Consider the following 20,073-nt stretch of genomic DNA (forward strand, 5'->3'; position numbering starts at 1 on the left):
AACGCGCGCCCTCACGGCGGTCAGTCGACCCAGTGGCCCTGGGTGAAGGCGACAACGAACGCGGCCATGACCGGCCCGGAGAGCCAAAGGTATGCCGGCGCGAGCCGCGGGTACCGGCCGGCGAGCCGGGCCAACAGCAGGTAGACCGGGAAGGCGACCAGCATCGTGCGCACCCCGGAGGCGTAGTAGTTGGTCGCGGCCATCAGCAGGGTCGCGGTGCCGACGAACGTCGCCTCGGCCCAGCGCCGGCCGCGCAGCAACAGGAGGGTCACGACGACACCCAGCACGACGGCGAGCAGCTCGGCCCGCCAGAACCAGGTGAACGTCGTGGACCCGTCCGGACCGGGGAAGGCCGTATGCCACGTCGCCCGCCAGCCGGACCACGGCCAGTCGGTCCAGCGGTGCCAGCCGGCCCGCATCGCCACCGTGTAGGCGTTCCATTCGCCGGTCTTACCGTGCAGATACCAGAGGAAGCCGAAGACCGGCAGCGGCGGTAACGCCAGCGCGAACGCCGGTCGGGCGAGCACCGGCTGCGCGGCGGCCCGACGTTCTACCAGGTAAAGCACGACCAGCCCGCACCACAGCGGAATGCCTGTGATCCGGGTGCCGGTGGCGCCGGCGGCGAGCAGCCCGGCGACCCACCAGTGGCCACGCCGGCCGGCCAGCCAGGCGGTGCTGGCGAAGGCGAGGAACAACGCTTCGGAGTAGCCGGCGAACAGGAAGACCGCATATGGGGCGAAGATCGCGGCAAACACCGCCGCCCGGCCAGCCTGGGGCCCGTCCTCGTCCGCGGCGAGCCGCCAGATCGCCGCCATCGCCACTGCGCCGGCCAGGAAGACGACGATCAGCCCGGACGCGAGCCAGCTGCGGGTGAACAGGTGGACCAGCCGGATCGCCAGCGGGAAGGCTGGGAAGTCCACCTCGGTCTGGTCGGCATAGTGCGGCGAGACGTAGCCGTAGCGCGCGACCTTGGTGAACAGGCCGACGTCCCAGCGGTCCCACAGCGCGAGGAACGTCGGTTGCCGGCCCAGCGCGCCCTCGACCGCGACCCGCGCGGCCGCGTACGACAGCACCGCGACCCCGACCCTGCTGGCGAACCAGACCGGCAGGGTGGCACGCACCGCCTCCGGCAGCCGTGCCCACCAGGTCCGCGCGGCCGAGACCGACGGCCCTGGTTCGACCGATTCCCCCGGCGTGAGCAGCGACGTCACGGAACGTCGGGATCCGTTCGGCGCGGCTTGAACAGCGCACCCGGCTCGCTCAGGCCGTCATCCCCGCCGGTCTCGTCGCCGCGGCCGGACGTTCCCGTCCCCGTCTGGGTCGCGCCGGCGTCACCGACCGCCTCGGCGCGTCGCCAAAGCCGGCCGAGTGACGGGAGCGGTCCCGTCTCGGCGTACTCGGGCACGGTCGGGCTGGGCTCGACGACCGGCGGCCGGTCGGGCGGCGCGTAGTCCCGGCGCACGGCCCGGCCGCGGCCCGGAACGACGTCCGCCGCCCCGTCGAGGACGCCGCCGGCCGGGTCATCCAGCCCGGAGGCACGCACGACGTCCAGCTCCGGGCGCAGGATCTCGCGGACCACGAGGCCCGCGAGCACCAGCAGCATCAGGTCGCGCAGCGCCACCGCGCCGACGAACCAGCCGCGCGCGACCCCTCGCCCACCGGACGTGTCGTTGTAGATGAAGTGCATGAACCGCATGAAGAGCAGGTAGGCCTCGGTTGCCTGCCAGACCAGGAATGCTCGCCACTTAGGTCGGGCGAGCGCGTACAGCGGCACCAGCCACAGCGTGTACTGCGGCGAGAACACCTTGTTGGTGACCAGAAAGGCCACCACGAGCAGGAACAGCACCTGCGGCAGGCGGGGCCGTCGCGGCGCGAACCAGCACAGCGCGCAGATCACGGCGACGACCGCGAGCAACACCACCGCGGTGACCCAGTTGAGCACGTGCACCGGGATGCCGTGCTCACGGATCGCGGTCAGCACGAGCGGGGTCGCGATGACGATGACGAGCCACGTCCCGCCGGCCAGGGCCACCTGGACCCGCGGCGCGTCGAGCAGGCCCGGGGCGCGCTCCGGTTCTCCGGGCTCCGCGGCCCACCGCGCTCGTTCGGCGCGATATCGGACGAGGACGACCGCCCCCGCCAGCAGGAGTCCGCTCAGCAGGACGACCACCAGGTGCAGGCCGCCGAGCCAGCCTGGATCGTGCGCGCCGGAGAGCCACTGCAGGGCGAAGGCGACCGAGTCCCAGTCGGCGACACGGGTCTCGTTCAGGTGGAAGAACTGCTCGACCGCGTTGCGCGAGCCGTCCGGGCCGTGGCCGCCGAGCAGGCTGAGCCAATCCCCGCCCGAGAAGAACGTCGGCAGGATGCCGTCCTGCACCTTCTGCGTGCCGACGAAATAGCCGGCGACCAGCCAGGTCGGCAGCATGATCGCCACAATGGTCGCGGCGGTGGCTATCGCCGTGCGGGCGAAGGTACGCAGGTACCCGGTCCGCAGGCACAGCATGAACAACCCGACGAGGAAGAAGAGCGGGTAGAGCTTGGTGCACACGCCCAACCCGAGCATCACCCCGGCGACCACCGGCATCCGTCGCGACCACGCGTAGATGGCCAGTGCCGCGAAGGCGACGGCGATGATGTCCCAGTTCGTCAGGAGATGCAGCACCATGGTCGGCGCGAGCGCGAACAGCGCCGCATCCCAGATCCGCCTTCGGCCGGCGGTCAGCGCGGTCGCGACGACGGTGACACAGGCCAGGCCGAGGAAGAGGACCCAGGTCAGGTCGTAGAAGAGGGCCGACCGGCTGTCCATCGTGTAGTGATCGACGACCTGCTGGCCGTTGACCTTCTTGTAGACCGGGTGCTGGGTGGGAGCGAGCCGGGAGACCGCCCCGACGACCTCCATCGTCAGGCCGATCAGCGGCGGGTACTCGGTCGGGTAGTCCAGGTAGGGCGTCTTACCGCCGGACAGGCCCTCCTGCGAGTAGAGCGCGACGACGTCCGAGTAACACATCCGGGTGTACTGGTACTCGTGCGCCCAGTTGCGGGTGTCCCGGCAGGTCGCCTTCTGCGTGTAACCGAGGCCGCAGACCACGATCGTCAAGGCGAGCAGCACCCGCAGCGGCGTCCACCAGGTCGACGCGGGCAACGCCGCATGCCGCCCGGGCGGCCCACCGACCAGCTCACTCGCGCCCCGGACGACAGGGTCCTCGTCGCTAGGGCTGACGGTGACGTCCACGACGTCGGCCGCCGTCATCCCCGCCACCTCATCCGCACCCCACTCATGCAACCCATTGTGGTACATGCGCGATTGGGCTTCGCCGGCCACCACGCGTGCCCTCAGCGGGGCAGCCCGGCGCACCCATATGTGTAGCGGATCGGCGGGGTGGGGCCGTAGAAGGCGGTCATGGCGACGATCAAGGGCTCGTCGCTGAAGACGAGGATGTCGAGCCCGGTAAGAGTGGTCCGCCGGCGCTGTCGCGGAACGCCCACTCGAGACGGGCGTGCCGGTGGTGGAGGTCGATGGCAGTGGTTCGGACCGGTCGGTAGCCGGGGTAGCTGCGTTGGCCGACGCCAATCAGGTCCGTGAACTGGTCGAGCCCGGTGGCCGCGCCCAGTGGGCTGACATACACCACGTCGGGAGCGCAGCAGTCGGCCAAGATCTTCCTGCGCCGGTCGGCATCGTGTTCGGTCCAGGCGGAAAGCCCGAGCGTGAGCAGTTCCACGATGGTGTCCGCGACCGCGGGATCGGCGCCGGTGCCGACGACGATGTCGTTGCGGGCCACCGGGCTGGTCATGACGCGAACCGCCGGGCCGCCTCGGCGCGCTGAAGCTTGCCCGAGGGCGTCTTCGGGATCGAGCCGGCAGGCAGGACGTAGACCGCGACCGGTTGAATGCCGATCGTGGTGCGGACCCTGTCCGTCACCGCTCGGCGCACGGCGTCGGGGTCCGGGACGCGAGACTCGACTGCGACGGCGACGCCCTCGCCAAGGCCGCCCGGCCGCGACACCGGGAACGCGACGGCATTGCCGGCTCGGACACCGGGTGTCTGCCCAGCGGCGCGCTCCACGTCCTCAGGATAGATGTTGCAACCTCCGACGATGATCAGAACTTTCTCCCGGCCGCAGAGCACGAGCTCGCCGTCCACGAGGTAGCTGAGATCGCCGGTGCGCAGCCATCCGTCGGCGGAACCCTCCTCAATGGGCTGCGCATCGTCGTAACCGATGGATACCGCCGGGCCGTGAACCTCGACCTTGCCGATCGTCCTGTCGGGTAGCGGCTGATGGCTCACCGGGTCGACAAACCGCAGGCTGGTCTGGGCGGTCGGCCGGCCGAGCAGCGGCAGAGGGCGCGCCGGCGCGCCAGGGGCCGGCGGCGTCGCGACGCCTTCGCGGGCCAGGCTGTCCGCATCGACCTCGTCGACCCGCAGGCCCTGCATCGGGCCGGGGACGGTGACGGCGAAGGTCGCCTCCGCCAGGCCATATCCGGGCAGGAACCTCCGCAGGCCGAGGCCGTGCGGCGCCGCAGCGGTCAGGAACGCCTCGATCGCGTCCGGGTCGATCTGCTCACCGCCGGACATCACACCGGTGATCGTCGAGGGGTCCAGGCTAGGACCGAAGGGAAGAAGCCGTGCGGCGAGCGCGTACGCGGACGTCGGGCCGACGATCGTCTGGACCCGAGGCTCGGCGGCGGTCGGTCAACGTCCCGACCAGCCGGACCTGCTCCAGCGAGTCCAGGGCTCCCGTCGACACCAGGGGCGCGTCGACGTCAGGTCGACGTCCACATCGACGAACCCCCCCGGTCAGCAGTGCACACAGCTCTTCCGCGTACCTCGCTCTGCTATTCCTTTCGTTGTTTCGGAAGCCGAGGCCTCCTCGTTCCGCGGCCACCGACGGCCGCGGAACGAGGAGGCGATTCAGTCCTAGGCTCTGCCGGAACGGGCGCTCCTACACACCGAGCGAGGCGTTGATAAGCCCGGCGGTCGCCGTGTGGCCGACTGCCTTCGGATGGAAGCTGCCGGGCCCCTCGGTGTCGCTTCCACTTCCAGAACTACTGCCAAGGATCACTTCGTTGATCCATGCATCGCTCGGATTCCAGGTGCATGCCCCGTGATCCGGGGGTCCGTTGAAGACGGTCGCGGGGTTCACGAAGGTCGCGCCGACCCCTGCCTGCGTGACTGCCTGGGAGGTCACGGAGTCCAACCGGTCTGCCATGTCCGCAAACCATTGCGCGGTGTTGGGGTTGATGGTGTCACACACTGGATCGATGTCGAGCAGCCCAGTCGTCACGATATGTGGATAACCGACTACGGTTATCTGCGCGTTCGGAGCGAGTGTATGGATCTGCTGGTAGAGAGCGACGAGCCTAGGTTTGAGCGCGTCGATCACGGCCGGTTCCTGGGTGGTGAGCGGCTGCGGGTCGACGACTCCGGAAACGGTCAGATGGTAGTCGGGCGATATACAGTTAGTAGAGAGTGGTATTTCACCCTCAATGCATGCCTTCACAATCGTGGAGAATCTGGAGTCGTTTCCGCCGATTCCCACTGTTACGTTCGTGGTGTTCTCGTCCAGCCAGTTTGTGTTTATCTGCGGAACTTCACCCTGATCGTAGAGTTGACCGTTGACATCGTTGATCACAGCTCCGCTGCAGGCGAGAAAGTGGAACTCGTCATTGCCTGGACGAGCGGCCCGCAGCGCGTTGAAAACGGCGTTTGAGTACGCCTGCGGACTGCGGTGGCAAGCATCCTTTATTCCGTTGAACGCCGGCCTGTCAGAGTTGTCGTAATACGGCTCGACGCCCTCCCCTGACTGATAGGAGTCGCCGAAAGCGACGTAACTGACGGCGGGCTTCGACGAGGGGGTGAAGGCGATCGCGTCCCATGCGATGTCGACGGTGTGGTTCCAGTCGTTGTTGGTGACGTTCGTCAGGTAGACGTAGGCACCTGCGCTGAGCTGGAACGAGCCGAGATCGAACCACGCGTTCTGGTTCCACCGCTGGTTGACAATCCGGTCCTTCGTCGTCGTGCCCGTGTTGATGATGTAGTCGGCCTGCGCGGTGTCGGCGCCGTTGTTCGGGATGTGCACCCAGATTCGCTGCCAGCCGGTCACGCTGGATGGCGGCGTCCAGGTGCCGGTTACGCCGACGGAAGGAGAGGACGAGGCGCGGGCGAGAGCGATGGTACGCGAGAAGTAGGTATGACCCATGTATCCGACGCCCAGCTGATGGGTGTCGATGGCTCCAAGCGGATGGCCAGAGCTGTCGGTGCCATAGGCGAGGGAGAAGCTCCCCGCCGACGAGGTGGTCCCGCATCCCGCGAGATTCGTGGCGGAGCTCGACAGGTCGTCGACGATCACGGCGCCACCCGGTAGGGCGGTGGTTCCCGGCGTCTGCACGACGGGCGACGCTGCGGCGGAGCATGACGCCGGGTACGGATCGGCGACTGCCGGCTCGCCGCCCCCGATGTCTCCGTCGTCATTCTCGGAATGCAGCGAAGAGCTCCAGTTGGCCGCCGTGTGCCACGCGCAGTACGAGCGATCAGTGTTATTGCAGTAGCCGCCAGAGGTGTTCGTCTGGCTGCAGTTATTCGCTGTCGTGCAGAAGAGGAAATAGTTCGACGGAAGGTTCAGGGCGGAACTTGGCGTGTATTTCCAACTTCCGTCCGTCTGGTTAAGCTGAGGGTATTCGGCCCACCCCAGGACCTTCTCCTGGTAGGGCCACTGCGAGGGATGGGCGGCGTCGGCGTAGCTGGCGCTGAGGAAAGGCAGCCGGTTCGGTGGGTAGTCGTTCTGCGCCGGGTTGTTGGTCCAGCCGAGGCCGATCGAGTGGTAGTTGCTCGGCAACGGGTTGGTGTGGACCCCGGTGTTGTAGGCCCAGAGCGCGAAATACCAGTTCTCGATCTTGTTCGGATCGCTGTTGTTGGCGAGGATGCCCATGCCGTACAGCTGGTTCCAGAAGTCCGTGAGCATCTTGACGGCGGCCAACTCGTTCACCTCGTAGTCGGTGGCGATCGCCAGCTTCACGGTGTCACTCGCCCAGGGGCTGGTGGCCGCGGCCGTCATACCCGACGTGATCTGGCCGACACCATAACCGCAGTCGGCGTTACTCGGATTGGCGCCGGTGATGAGGGTGGCATCGGAACTGAAAGCCGTCCCGTAGTAGTTGGCGATGAGCGGGTCGCTGGCGATGCCCGGCAGCGAGTGCCAGCTGGCCTGGCTGAAGTTGGACTCCTGCGCGAGCACGCCCATCAGCACCTGGGCTGGGATGTGGCCCCCACTGGGGACGCCTGTAAGGTTCGCGACCTGGATGAGCGACGCCGGCGTATAGGCCGGAAGGCCGTGCTTCTCCCAGTTCGCGGGCCGCTGAGCCGTCAGGCCACCGGAGACGGCGCGGTAGGCGGCCCACTCGATCTGCGCTGGCGACGGCTGGATGATCTGCATCGCCGGATCCAGCGGCGCGACCGCGCACGGCGAGCCAGAACCGGCGGCTCCGCCACTCGGAATGGTGTTCGGCTTCAGGGTGCCAGGCCCCAGGCTGGATGGCGGGGGGCTGGTGCTCACCGCGGGTGCCTGATCCGGTGCGGCGGCGGTGACCTGGGTGGTCGTGGTCGCACCGCCCGACCGGGGCCGGTTTTTGATCGTTATGGCGCTGGTTGTTTTGGTCGGCGCGGTCGCGCCTGGCACGTCCTCCCCTTCGACGACTAGGCCGCCGTCCAGAGACAGGTCAACCGGCTGCGAGTCGGTGCCGAGCACATCGATCGGGTTTCCGCCGGCCACCCGAGTTGTCCGGCCGACGAGGTGGTTCTTGCCGCCCCGGCCCTGCCAGAGCGCCAGGTTCTGCAGCGGTCCCTCGGCCAGCTCGGCGACCTTGCCGCCACTGCTCCGGCGGAACGCCTTCGAGGTCGTCGAGCCCGTCACGGAGAGGTAGTCGAGCCCATCGCCAGAACTCGGGCGCAGGTCGAACACCGCGCCGGGCGCCGTCTCCAGGGTCGACTTGCCACCGTCGGCGGCGACCGAGATCACCCTGGATCCGTCGGCGGCAGCTACGCCCTTCGCCGTCGGCACGGCCGATGCGACCCGACCGGTGACGGTCCGGCGGTCCCGGATTTTACTGCCCGCGGCGTCGACCCTTATCAGCTCGGTGTTCGCGTGGTCGGTGCCGGTGTTACGGCTGAAGACGACGTCGGTGCCCGTGCCGCAGCCGGGCGAGTAGTACTTGAGTCCGACCCTGACCGGCAGAACCCACCGGCCGCCGGTTTTGAGGTCGACGATCGCGCCGAACGCGCCCTCGTCGCTCAGCGTCTCGTCGTCGGCCATGCCGATCGGGGCGAAGGTGACCGCCAGGTAGCGGCCGTCGCCCGTCACGCAGTGGAACTCGGTCCACAGCGGGGTGTCCCAGCCCTGGACCGAGAGGTTGGTCAGCTCCCGCCAGCCGCCGTCGGCGGCGGAGTTCGGCACCAGGACGTTCACTCCGTCAGGAGTTCCGACCGCCAGCGCCGCGACGTCCCCGGCCGGCACTGGGACGTGGCCACCGGCGCCGGGCTGGGTTGGGCTCGCCGACGTACCCCCGCCGGTCGCGGCGGCGGGCGCGGATCCCCCACCTGGCGAGGCTTCCACCGCGAGGGCGGTGCCGGTGAGGCCGGGGAGGCCGCTCGACATCGCCAGCGCCAGGCAGATCACGATCACGATGGTCTCTGCGAAAAGAAGCTTGTACCTACGCGTTCGAGGCAAGGCTCTTCCTCTGCTTCGATCAGGCATCTAGACGACAGCGGAGTCGCGCAGCGGCGCGCGGCTAAGACAAACAATCCGTGTCGTTGATCATTGGTGTTGAGGAGGATGCGAGACCACAGAGACTTCCGCGCGTCGGCTTGCCACATTGGCGACCTCTTTGTGGGCGCACCCCCGGGCAGCCGAACAAAGACGCATGAAAAACCGCGAGACGATCTCCTGAAACAGATCGTTATGAGGTTCAGCGCCTGGGCTGTCGAGTGGGCGAGACGTGCGCTCGATTGATCACGCAGGCGCGCACGGACCTGCCACGACCGCCCGACCAGAGCCGGGAGCCGGGTTGCGAATTACGACATACTCACATGAGGCATGACTATGCGGACCCGGACCATCGCTGTCAACCAGCAACCCACGCCCGCTCGCGACTACTTTCTGTGGCCAGAATCCTCTCCCGGGGGCCGTTGACGCGACAAGCGGCTGAGCAGGGTCTTTGCCGGCAAGACGCTCACTGAAAGTGATTCGCATCGAGTTGGCGCTTACAACCAGCTATATCGATGCGCCGTTAGCGCCCTAAGGGGAAGCGGAATTGACTACCGTGAGTCATAGTCGCTGGTAGTCCGCGACCTGGAAGGCGTGCCGGAGACCGACCAAGAGAAAGTTGCACATAGGGCTTGCGCGCAGCCGGGTCACCGCTGCTATGTTGGGCCCCGCTGCCCCTACCTCAGCCCACCGATCGGCGCTCGCACCACGTCCTGTTCCGGGAACCCGCTCCTGAACGCTGGAATAGGACTTCGTCGGCGGATCTGTTTCAGGATGCGTCCCGCTGGCTCACGTGTTGGAGCGTCCGTGCTCAGTGAACTGCAATGCACCGCCGTCCAGGACCTTCCTGCGAGCATGCTGAACGTCGACCCGATTATGACCATTCTTTCCGCCAGTCTCCGGGACGAGCTCGGCCTCGACTCGTTGCAGCGCCCTGGACTACAAGCTTGCTCGCACCTGAGGGGGTTGACCTTCGCCGCCCTGCCGCCAAGCGGGCCGCGGACCGTCGGCGACCTACAGGCCCTCGTCGATGCCATCGATGCCATCGACATCGCCCGCGTCGGGGCAGGCAGGCACCGTCGCTTCCAGGCCCGAGTCGAGGCCTTCTCACCCGGTTCTGCGCAGCGCACAGTTGCCCTGCGCCCGGTCAGCCCCCGAGTACGTGGCTTTCCGTTACGACCTGGCCGCTCCTGAGAAAATCGCCAGCAGCCTGCCGATGATCGCCACCGGGATGCTCCTACGCTATCTATCCAGGTCTGGGACCTACGAAAGATCTGCATGGAGGTGCCGGACTTCATCCTGACGATCTACCGCAGCCACGTCGCCAAGCTACGGCTACGCGTCCTGATGTCCGTTCGCCACGCCTCCGCCTCGAAACCTCGGCCCATCACACAGCAGACCGGTCCCAGCGAAACAACAAGGCGACGGCAACCTACAGAGTTCACCACGAGGAAACCCGACGGCGGCGATACCGTCGACCTCACTCTCGATGGCCTCGTCACGCCGGTCGCAGCTTACTTCGGACAGCGGAGCCAGGGTCGACACTTTCACCTTGAAGTCGTAGCCTGGTGCGAACGATGACGGTGGGAGGATCTACTGCTCGTGAAGCCTTCCTCGCGATGGCGCGACTTCCAGGACATATTGTCAGTCGCCGGTGCCGTGGCCAGCCCCATTTTGACATTTTTTCTTCTGCGCTGGGCTGCACGTCGGGACCGACACTTCCACGTCAACTGGGGCGGCCCGGTCGACATTCGAACGCATGCCGGGCTTTTCTTGGAGGTTGGTCTGTTGGCAGCTCTTCCCGCGCTACTAGCGGCCGTGATCGGAGCAAGAGGAAAGCGTTGGATCGGCTGGACGATCGGCCTCGGCTGTCTTCTCGTGGCTGCTCTGTTCGAAGCCGCCGTTCAGTACGATCCCGAGCTCTTCGCCACCTGACGAGGTACCCCCGCGAGCGATGGCGACAGGAGTTCTCGTGTGCATGACAGGTCCTTCGAAGTGGAGCCAGGCGCGGACCGTGTCTTCGGTCGCCGTGGGGCCGCTCGCGAGCTTCATTCTGACGGTCTAGCTGCTGAAGTTGGCGGCTAAAATCGACCGTCACTACATCACCGACTTCTGGGATTTGAAGCTAGCCGAACAGGAGATGGGGCGGTGGGGAGCAGATGCTAACTGAGGATGATTTCGTGGATCTGGTCAGTACGCGAACAGGTGTACTGCGGGAAATCCTGGACACGACTTCCCGCCTGGAGACGGATCTGGGCCTTGACTCATTCGGCCTACTGGAACTAGCGGCGTCACTTACGGACCTCGGGGCAAATATCGAGGAGCGGGAGTGGCTAGAGGCGGGGACGATCGGCGGGTTGTATGCCTGCTATCGGGAGCGTATCGGGTCTTTCTCCGCGCCGGCCGGCGAAACTGAGGCAGAGACAGCGGGCGGTTCCGAGAGTCTTGTAGGTCCGCCGCAGCTCGCCGGCCAATTCTTCCGATTGGTGCCAGTGCACCCACAGGCCGCGCCGTTCCTTTACGATCTCGCGGTGAGCCCTGACGTAGGTTTTCGTTGGCGGTACCGGGGATCGGTGCCACCGTTCGCCCAGTTCGAGAACGACCTGTGGCAGGGAGTGTTCGCACAGTTCCTCGTGGAGTCGGTGCAAACAAGCCAACCCGCTGGGCATGTGATGTGCTACAACGCGGACCTGAACTTGGGCCATGCCTACGTGGGGGCAGCAATGGCGGGGCAGTACCTCGGTTCGGGTATTGCGGCTGAACCGGTACAGCTGTTTGTCAGCTACTTGTTCGACGTGTGGCCTCTGAGGAAGCTGTACCTGGAGCTCCCCGAGTTCAACTTCACACAGTTCGCGAGTGCGATCGGCCGCGGGCTGTCGGTGGAGGCGCGGCTACGGGGACACGACTACTACCGGGGCCGGAGGTGGGATCGGCTGATCCTCGCGATCTACCGGCCCGGGCAGGAGCCGGCATTCTCCGGCGAGTTCGCCGGCTAACCAGACCCCCTTGACGGTGATGTCCGACACGAAAGGTGAGTCGTGGTCGGGTTGTTGGATGGGTTCGCGCGGGCTCAGCGCGCGAGAGGCCGAATCACCTTTCTCAGCGAGGACGATGAACAGACCCTGACGTGGTCTGAGTTATTCGCAGAGGCGGAGCAGGTCGCGGTGTGGCTACACGACGCTCGGGGGATTGGGCCCGGGGATCGGGTGGTCTTGCTGGGGCTGCCGTCGCGTGCGGTGGTGACCGGGCTGGTTGGGGTGTGGATGGCGGGCGCGAGCCTGACCTGTGCGCCGACTCCGGCGCGGACCGTGTCGGTGGAGAGCTACGTCGGGCAGACCCTGGCGCGGCTCGGCGCGCTTGGTGATCCGGTCGTGTTGGTTGGTGCGCCTTATGAGGACCTGGCCGGCGTGCTCACGGCTGATGGGGCGCGGGTGGCGCTTCTTACGGAGGTACTCGCGTCCAGCCCTGCTGGCGTGTGGAAGGTGCCTGATCTCACCGACGATGATCCGGCGATTCTGCAGTTCACCAGTGGGACCACGTCCGATCCGAAGATTGTCCAGGTCAGCCATGGGAATCTCGCGGCGAACATCGCGGCGGTCCAGGAGCGGCTGCGGCATGGCGAAGTACACGGTCGGTTGCTAAGCTGGCTGCCTTTCTCGCATGACATGGGGCTGATCGGGGCGCTGGCATCGCAGCTGACCTGTGGTGCGTGCGATGTGCTGGTCGGCTCGCCGAGCGACTATCTCGCGTCGCCGTCGTCGTGGATGCGCAACGCCGCCCGGCTTCGGGCGACGGTGTTGATGGGCCCGCCGTCGGCTTACGCGCTGGCCGGCCGGCTGCTGCGCGCTGGCCCGGTTCTCGATCTGTCCTGCGTGCGGCAGGTGTTGTCGGGCGGTGAGCCGGTCGATCCGGAGGCGATCGAGGGCTTTCTCGACGCCGCGCTGCGCCATGGCCTGCGGCCGGAGACGTTCGTAGCTGCCTACGGGCTGGCCGAGGCCACCCTCGCCGTCACCGCGCCCGAACCTGACCGCGGTCTCACAGTCGACGACGTCGACGCCGACACCCTCGCGGAACACCACCTCGCCGTGCCTGCTCGGCCGGGCCGGCGGGCCCGCCGCCTGACCTGCTTGGGACCACCCCTGCCCGGCATGCAGGTCCGGGTCGTCGATCCGACCACCGGGGCCGACTGCGCGCCGCGGACGGTGGGTGAGGTGCAGGTCGCGGGGCCATCGGTGGCCGGCTACCTCGGCGAGCCACCAGTCGACGGCTGGTTGGCGACCGGTGATCTCGGCTACTTGGTCGACGGCGACCTGGTCATCTGCGGCCGCGCCAAAGATCTGATCATCATGGGGGGTCGCAACATCCACCCAGAGGAGGTCGAGCAGGCCGCCACATCCGTTCCCGGAGTCCGCGCGGGCAACGCGGTCGCGTTCGCGACCCGCCGTCCGAACGCTAGGACCGACAGCGTCATGGTCGTCTTCGAGTTGCGGCCCGGCCACGACGAGGCGGATGTCTGCGCGCGGGTCACCGCGGCCGTGCTCACCACAGTCGGAGCCCGGCCCGCGGCGGTGCGCGCCGTACCGGCGGGGTCGATCCCGAAGACGCCGTCCGGCAAGCTCCAGCGCGCAGACGCGGCGCGACGGTGGGGGCAACCCCTGTGAGCGGCGGATCGGTCAGCCACCAGATTCCGATTAACGTCGGCCAGGGCGCCACCAGCGAGATCGCCCAGGTTATCGCCGCGGCGATAGGCCGCGTCCACGACGCCTGGCGCTCCGCCGACGCCGATGAGCGCGCGGGCCGACTCTCCGAGGTGTGTGCCGAGGACGTCACCTACGCGAATCCGCTGGCCGCCAGCACGGGAGTCCGTGCCCTCGCCGAGCTGATCACCCGGCTGGCCGGGGAGTACCCCGGGTACCTGCCCTTCCGCACCTCGGGCCTCGACGTGCACCACGACACCGCGTGCTACTCCTGGGCCATGCGGGATCGGCGCGGTCAGACGGCCCTGGCCGGCATCGAGTTCGTTCGATTCACCCCGGTGGGACAACTGGCTGCCATCGTGTCCTTCTTCGGCCAGCCCCCGAACCTCACCTACACCTACAGGACCTGACCTTCACCCATGCCGCTCACCGCCCAGAGCCAGGCCTCTGCCCTCGTCGCCCCGACCAGCCGCGAGTTCCGTGACGCCCCGCTCGAACGAAGGCTTGACCACCTCGCTCAGCTCCGCGAGGCTCCTGGCTTCCCCCTGTTCGACGAGCCGTCCGTCCCCGGTCTCCCTCTCGGTGTGGGCTATCGGGCGGTGGCCCGCCACGCCGACGTCATCAAGGCGATCCGCCGGCCGGCCGCCTTCCGCTCAGGCCAGGGCTCCCTATTTATCAACGATCTACCAACAGGGTTCGGGGAACTCTTAGGCTCGATCATCACCATGGACGACCCCGGCCACCGCAGACTCCGCGCCATCGTTGCCCAGACGTTCACCCGGCAGAACCTACGCACGCTACGCAGCCAGATCGATCAAGCCGCCGCGGACACCGTCAATGCCGTCGCGACCCGCCGCGAGTTCGACATCGTCACCGACCTCGCAGCACCGTTCTCCCTCCTGGTCATCGCCGGGATGCTCGGCATCCCCGACAGCCAACACGCCCGCGTCCTTGAGGCCTCCACTCTCATCGCCTCCGCGGGCGCCCCCAACCTGCTCCCGGGCGAGCCTGACCCCGTCCGCGCCGTCCTCGACGCCGGCACCTACCTCGCCAACCTCGCGACCGACCTCGCCGCGTTCCGCCGCACCCACCCCACCGGCGACCTGCTCACCACCCTCACCCACGCACAGATCGACGGGCGGCCCCTCGCGGACAGTGAAATCGCCTCGTTCTTCACCCTGCTGACCTTCGCCGGCCAGGAAACAACCCGCAACACCATCTCGCTCGGACTGTGGGCCCTACACACCCAGCCCGACGCCCGCACCACCTGGGCCGCGGACTTCGACCGCCTCGCACCCACCGCCGTCGAAGAACTCATCCGCTACACCAGCCCCGTCGTCCTCATGCGCCGCACCACCACCCACGACACCACCCTCGCCGGCCACCCCCTCAAAGCCGGCGAAAAGATCGCCCTCTGCTTCACCGCCGCCAACCACGACCCCAACCTGTTCACCCAACCCGACCGGCTCAACCTCACCCGCACCCCCAACCCCCACCTCGGCTTCGGCGGCCCCGGCCCCCACCACTGCCTCGGCGCCCACCTCGCCCGCGCCGAAATCAGTGCCCTATTCCGCGAAACCTTCCACCACCTCCCAGACCTGACCATTACCGGCGAACCACAGTGCCTGCAGTCGATCACCGTCAACGCCCTCACACACCTCCCCGCCAGCACGACACCAAATCCGCCCTGAGAGCAAAGAGAGGCGAGCCCGCAAGAACCCGGCCCTGATTCGCTTGCCGCGGATTTTCGGCTATAGCGAGACTGTCGCCGCACGAGCTTTCTACTCAATCCGTACGAACCCACCTGGATGGTCGACCATGCCCACTGATTTCTTTTCTCCCAGCGCCCGAGTGTCCGCCATTCCCGCACGTTTCATGACAGTAGGCGCGATCGCCACGGCAGTGGTCGCGGGCTGGTCCAGTACCGCGTTCGCGGCCACCGCCAGCCCGGCCGGGCAGGGGACCGCCGCGCGGGCGGCCGCGTGTAACACGTCGGACGCGGTCGTGATCGGAAGCGGGGCCCTGAATCCCCTCATCGGGTCCAGTGGATCGCCCGGCACCGTGCAAACGAAATACAGTCGAAGCTGTAACACCGGCTGGGCGTACCTGCATCTTGGCGGCGCCCTTCCATCCGGTGCGACCGCCGGCGCCACATACAACTCGCCGGTGTTCCAGCAGCAATGCACGGTCAGCACGGGCAGCACGGGATGCAGCACCTTCCCCCTCACCCCCAATTGCGGTGCGGGCATCGCTTCAGGGTCCGGATTCAAGTTCGCCCCAAGCGGTGGATGGGAGTCAGGCACCGTCGAGGGCGTTTTGTGTTAATTTTGATCCTTCCCGCATTGGGCCTTGATAACGGAGGCGTTGGTCGCGGGCTGGTCCAATTCCATCGGACCTGCACGATCAACCCCGGCGGCACAGGATGCAGCACACCACCCACCGCGCCCAACGGCGGCGCGGACATCAGTACCGCCGATGCGACAAAATTCGGTACGGGATACGACTTCTGGACCTCGGATACTCTTTCTGGCGTCATGTGCTGACCCTCGGTTAGGCACGCCTTAGGCTTGATAGACGCGAGAAACTCCCGCCATTTCGCTCCGTCTTCATCTTTCCGTCGACCTTGGAGTGCTGGCTATGCCTACTCAGTTCTTCTCGCCCAATCCCGGAGCGTCGGCCGTGCCTGCGCGTTTCATGACAGTAGGCGCGGTCGCTACGGCGGTGGTTGCGGGCTGGTCCAGTACCGCGTTCGCGGCTACCACCAGCCCGGCCGGACAGGGGACCGCCGCACGGGCGACCGCGTGTGACACGTCGGACGCGATCGTGATCGGGAGCAGGGCGCTGGCCCCCGGAAGCTACAGCACTGCCACCGGATCACCCGGCACCCTGTACACGAAGTACAGCCGACGCTGCAACACCGGCTGGGCCTACCTGCAAATGGGCGGCGCCCTTCCAGCCGGCACGAGCGCCAACGCTTTCTACGACTCGCCCGTGTACCACCGGACCTGCTCGATCGGCCCGGGCGGCACGGGATGCAGCACTCTACCCACCGCGCCCAACTGCGGTGCGGGCATCAGCGTCGCCGGTGCGTCAAAGACCGGTACGGGCATCAATGAGTTTTGGGAGGCGGAAAATCTTACTGGCGTCATGTGTTAGGAACCCAGGGGGTTTGCGATAACCCTCGAGTGCGCCGGTTCGTTGCGTGAAAGAGCCGGGCAGGTCCTGGGAGATCCCAGGACCTGCCCGGCTTCGTCTGTTGCTCTGCTAGCCAGATCCGATCAGGAGGCCGCCGGATCTTCGGGTCGTCGGTGTCGGCGCCGGTGTTGGTGTCGGTGGTCTGTTGCCTCCGCCACCACCGCCTGAGCCATTGCCACCATTTCCGCTACTGCTGGTGCTGGTGGTGCCGTGGCTCTGGCCGAAGCCGAGGCTGGCCAGCGGGTTCCACGGGGAGTTCGACGGGTGGTCGAAGAGGTCACCCGGGTCCATGCTCGTCGCGGTGGGCGTCGGGGTAGGTGAGTCGGTCGGCGTGAAGTTGTTGATCGTCCCGCCGAAGACCGGGGGTGGGAACTGCTTGACCGGCTGGTTCTTGAGCGCGGCGTCCATGAACGCCTTCCAGATCTTCGCCGGCATGCCACCGCCGTAGACGGTCCCCTTGGGTGCACCGGGGATTCCCGTCAGCGCCTCATCTTTCGCAGGCTTCGGGTTCGCCGGGTCCGCGGTGGGGTCCAGCAGCGCCCGGTCCCGGTACATGTCCACGCAGGCCGTCAGCTGGCCAGGCGTGAAGCCGCAGAACCACGCGCTCTGGTAGCTCTGCACCGTACCGGTCTTGCCCGCGGCGGGGCGGCTCCCACTGAGCGGCGCCGTGCTCGCCGCCGTGCCGCCGGTCTTGAGCACTGCCTGCAGCGCGAAGCTGGCGTCGGCGGCGACTCCGGGCTCGAGGACCTTTTTCGGGCTCGGCTGCCCCTGGTAGATCAGGTGGTTCGAGCCGTTGTAGACGGTGTCGACGATGTGTGGGGTCGTCCGGTACCCACCGCTTGCGATGGAGTTGTAGGCGGACGCCATCTCGATGGGGGGGACATAGTCCTCACCAAGCGTGATACCCGCCTGAGGCTTCAGGTCGGCCGAGATTCCCAGACTCCTCGCCATCGTGATGATCTTCGAGATGCCGAGACCGGGGCCGCCGATGTTGAAGCCGAGCGGCACGTAAACCGTGTTCAACGACTCGCCGGTCGCTTCGATCAGGTTCGCGGAGTCCTTCTTCGCATCGCCCTCGTCATTGCTGATGACGTAGTCCTTGCCGTTGCTGCCGGGCAGCTTCTGCGGGTCGGATGCGTCATACGTCGAATTCAGGTTCTCGCCGTTGGACAGCGCCGTCAGGAGGGTGACCGCCTTGAAGGTCGAACCCGACGGGATCGGAAGGGTCACCGTATCTATGAAGGACGCATAATTCGGGTCTGGACTCTGCGGATTTTTTCCGTACTGTGATCCCCCGTACCAGGCCAGAATTTTTCCGCTCGCCGGGTCGAGCGCGACGAGACCCGTCTTCAAGTTTGTGATCGGATTCGGGTAAACGGGACCGATGATCTTGTTGACCGCGTCGACGGCGGCCTGCTGGCGGGCCGGGTCGATGGTCGTCCTGATCCGTAGCCCGCCAGTCTCGATCTGTTGTTCTGAGATCCCGTGGTCCTTGAGCTCTTGGACCACCTGGTCCTGGATATACCGGTTCTGGACGTTACCGTTCGTCGATGAGACGTCGACCTTCGGTTTCACCGTGGCCAGCGGGAAGTCCGGCATCGAGCTCAGCCACTTCTGGGAGATCATCGTGTTGACGACCTCCTTCCACCGCGCCTTCGCGTCGTCCGGGTGGACCGCGGGGTCGAGGTAGTTCGGCTGGCGGATGAGCCCAGCGAGGATCGCCCCCTGTCCGGCGGTCAGCTGGCTGGGCGGGATGCCGAAGTACGCCTCGGAGGCGGCGTAGATGCCGTAGGAGTTACGGCCGAAGTAGATCGTGTTCAGGTAGTACTGGAGGATCTCGTCCTTCGAGTACTTGTGCGACAGCTTGACCGAGATCACGATCTCCTTCATCTTTCGAGAGAACGTGCGGTCCTGCGTCAGGTAGGCGTTCTTGACGTACTGCTGGGTGATCGTCGACGCGCCCTGCTGGACGCTGCCGCTCTTGAGGTTGACCAGCAGCGCCCGCGCGATGCCGCGGTAGGAGATGCCCGGCTCGGTGTAGAAGTTCTTGTCCTCGGCCGCGAGGACCGCCTGCTGCGCGGGCTTGGAGACCTGCGACAACGGGACGTCGGTCCGGTTCGTCGTACCGAACCTGGCGAGCTGGGTGCTTCCGTCGGAGAAGTAGATGATCGACGACTGGTCGGTCTTGATCGAGGCCGGCAACGGCACTTTGGTCGCCGAGTACAGGATCGCGCAACCGGCGATGAAGAACAGGAAGGTGCCCAGCGAGCCGAAGAGGACCAGGCGCCGCAGCCACAGCGGCCGTTCCCGCCAGATCCGCGGGCCGTGCGCGCCGACCTTGCGGCCGGGGCGGGCCGGGCCGTCCGGGGCCGCGTTGGGGTCGTTCGGCCCGCCGGGACGCCGATGGCCGCCGGGGCCGGTTGGCCTGCGGGGGGCCAGGGCGGTGCCGTCGGCGCCGACGCGGCGGTAGGTGGTGGCGTTCTCGTCGCGGTCGCGTACCTCGATCTTGCTGAGCGCGGCCTGGTCGACCGTGTCGTAGACGGCGTCGCGCTCGGCCGGGTGCAGGGGACGCCGACCTCGGTCGGAGACGCCACGGCTCCGGTCGGAGACGCCACGGCCTCGGTCGCCGATCGCCATGGTGCCGGTGACCCCTCCACCGGCGCGCGCACCGGTCGGGCCGTTCGGGCGGCCGGCGCCGGTGCGCGGGCCACTCGGCCGGGCGCCTGTCGCGCCTGTCGCGCCAGTCCGGTTGGCGGTGGCCCGCGGATGGTAGGAGGGCCGGTCGGTCGGCGGAACACCATCATCGGCGGCGGGACGCGCGCCGGGCAGGTCGCCACGCCCGGCGGGCGGACGGGCACCGGTGGCGCCGCCTGGGCGCGGACCGCGCCCGGCTACCGGCCGCTCACCACGGTCGGCTACCGGCGGCCGCTCGGGCCGCACACCGCGGTCGGCACTCGGCGGCCGCGCAGAGCGATCGGTGCCCTCGTCGGCCGGCCACTCGGGTCGGCCGTAGCGACCGGGGCGCGGGCCGCCGGGACGCCCCCGGTTGTCGTCCAGGTCCTCGAAGCCGCGCGGCGCGCCCCCTGGGGGCGTCGGACGCCGCCGGGGCGGTTCCTGATCATTCGGCAGGCTCAAAGCCGTCCCGTCCTTCCCGCACCGCGACCAGGACTGGGACAATATAGACAGTTCGGTCGCGTTCGGTACATGGCAACCCAGGGTCTCATGTCGGGACACGGGCCCGACCAGCGCCCCTGGGTAACCCCTTTTGCATCTACAGCGTTGTCAGGTCCAGGCGGTTCGTCACAGTCCGTTCCGGGTGGTTGCGACGGTTCGCCGCCGCCCACCGTCACGAACCCCAACGGACCGCGACTCCGGGCGGAGTCATCGCGACCATGCGGAGACTGCCTGAAAGCTGGACGCCCGGG

14 protein-coding genes are annotated in these 20,073 nt (G+C 67.4%); 7 read left to right on the forward strand and 7 right to left on the reverse strand.

Annotation, left to right across the window (positions count from 1 at the left end):
• Positions 1-20 precede the first annotated feature (20 nt).
• The 5 genes from I6A60_RS06385 to I6A60_RS06405 all read right to left on the reverse strand — a co-directional run bounded on the left by I6A60_RS06385 (position 21) and on the right by I6A60_RS06405 (position 8,675).
• A complete protein-coding gene (locus I6A60_RS06385; protein WP_203021229.1) occupies positions 21-1,211 on the reverse strand; it encodes a hypothetical protein in 1,191 nt (396 codons plus the stop codon).
• The gene (locus I6A60_RS06390; protein ID WP_203021230.1) at positions 1,208-3,250 is read right to left on the reverse strand and encodes a glycosyltransferase family 87 protein; all 2,043 of its coding nucleotides are present in this window, start codon (positions 3,248-3,250) and stop codon (positions 1,208-1,210) included. The genes I6A60_RS06385 and I6A60_RS06390 overlap by 4 nt, the downstream gene beginning before the upstream one ends.
• Before the next feature lie 160 nt (positions 3,251-3,410).
• Positions 3,411-3,779 carry a nuclear transport factor 2 family protein gene (locus I6A60_RS06395; protein ID WP_203021231.1) on the reverse strand — a complete coding sequence of 123 codons (369 nt, stop codon included), beginning with the start codon at positions 3,777-3,779 and terminating at the stop codon, positions 3,411-3,413.
• An 8-nt stretch (positions 3,780-3,787) separates the two neighbouring features.
• Positions 3,788-4,660 carry an AMP-binding protein gene (locus I6A60_RS06400; RefSeq protein ID WP_307873555.1) on the reverse strand — a complete coding sequence of 291 codons (873 nt, stop codon included), beginning with the start codon at positions 4,658-4,660 and terminating at the stop codon, positions 3,788-3,790.
• A gap of 280 nt (positions 4,661-4,940) precedes the next feature.
• Positions 4,941-8,675, reverse strand: a complete 3,735-nt coding sequence (locus I6A60_RS06405; protein ID WP_203024762.1) for a hypothetical protein — start codon at positions 8,673-8,675, stop codon at positions 4,941-4,943.
• Positions 8,676-9,563: 888 nt separating this feature from the next.
• Between I6A60_RS06405 and I6A60_RS06410 the strand changes: the two genes are divergently transcribed.
• The 6 genes from I6A60_RS06410 (at position 9,564) to I6A60_RS06435 (ending at position 15,144) form a co-directional block, all read left to right on the forward strand.
• On the forward strand, positions 9,564-9,950 hold the full coding sequence (locus I6A60_RS06410; protein WP_203024763.1) for a hypothetical protein: 387 nt from the start codon (positions 9,564-9,566) through the stop codon (positions 9,948-9,950).
• 408 nt (positions 9,951-10,358) lie between these two features.
• Positions 10,359-10,691, forward strand: a complete 333-nt coding sequence (locus tag I6A60_RS06415) for a hypothetical protein (protein WP_203024764.1) — start codon at positions 10,359-10,361, stop codon at positions 10,689-10,691.
• Positions 10,692-10,936: 245 nt separating this feature from the next.
• Complete coding sequence (locus I6A60_RS06420; protein WP_307873548.1) at positions 10,937-11,752, forward strand: phosphopantetheine-binding protein; 816 nt, start codon at positions 10,937-10,939, stop codon at positions 11,750-11,752.
• 42 nt (positions 11,753-11,794) lie between these two features.
• Positions 11,795-13,417: a long-chain-fatty-acid--CoA ligase gene (locus tag I6A60_RS06425; RefSeq protein ID WP_203024766.1), complete on the forward strand. Its 1,623-nt coding sequence runs from the start codon at positions 11,795-11,797 to the stop codon at positions 13,415-13,417.
• Positions 13,414-13,863: a nuclear transport factor 2 family protein gene (locus I6A60_RS06430; RefSeq protein ID WP_203024767.1), complete on the forward strand. Its 450-nt coding sequence runs from the start codon at positions 13,414-13,416 to the stop codon at positions 13,861-13,863. Before I6A60_RS06425 ends, I6A60_RS06430 begins: the two co-directional genes overlap by 4 nt.
• Positions 13,864-13,872: 9 nt before the next feature.
• Positions 13,873-15,144, forward strand: coding sequence for a cytochrome P450 (locus I6A60_RS06435; protein ID WP_203024768.1), 1,272 nt, complete (start codon positions 13,873-13,875; stop codon positions 15,142-15,144).
• A 90-nt stretch (positions 15,145-15,234) separates the two neighbouring features.
• On the opposite strand, the gene I6A60_RS41325 is transcribed toward I6A60_RS06435, so the two are convergent.
• Entirely contained in the window at positions 15,235-15,657 is a 423-nt protein-coding gene (locus I6A60_RS41325; RefSeq protein WP_238434890.1) for a hypothetical protein, read from the reverse strand.
• 433 nt (positions 15,658-16,090) lie between these two features.
• Between I6A60_RS41325 and I6A60_RS06445 the strand changes: the two genes are divergently transcribed.
• The gene (locus I6A60_RS06445; RefSeq protein ID WP_203024770.1) at positions 16,091-16,609 is read left to right on the forward strand and encodes a hypothetical protein; all 519 of its coding nucleotides are present in this window, start codon (positions 16,091-16,093) and stop codon (positions 16,607-16,609) included.
• Between the two features lie 108 nt (positions 16,610-16,717).
• Here the strand turns inward: I6A60_RS06445 and I6A60_RS06450 are convergent, their stop codons facing one another.
• The gene (locus I6A60_RS06450; RefSeq protein WP_203024771.1) at positions 16,718-19,285 is read right to left on the reverse strand and encodes a transglycosylase domain-containing protein; all 2,568 of its coding nucleotides are present in this window, start codon (positions 19,283-19,285) and stop codon (positions 16,718-16,720) included.
• Positions 19,286-20,073: the final 788 nt, after the last annotated feature.

Source organism: Frankia sp. AgB1.9, from assembly GCF_016786355.1.
GTDB lineage: Bacteria > Actinomycetota > Actinomycetes > Frankiales > Frankiaceae > Pseudofrankia.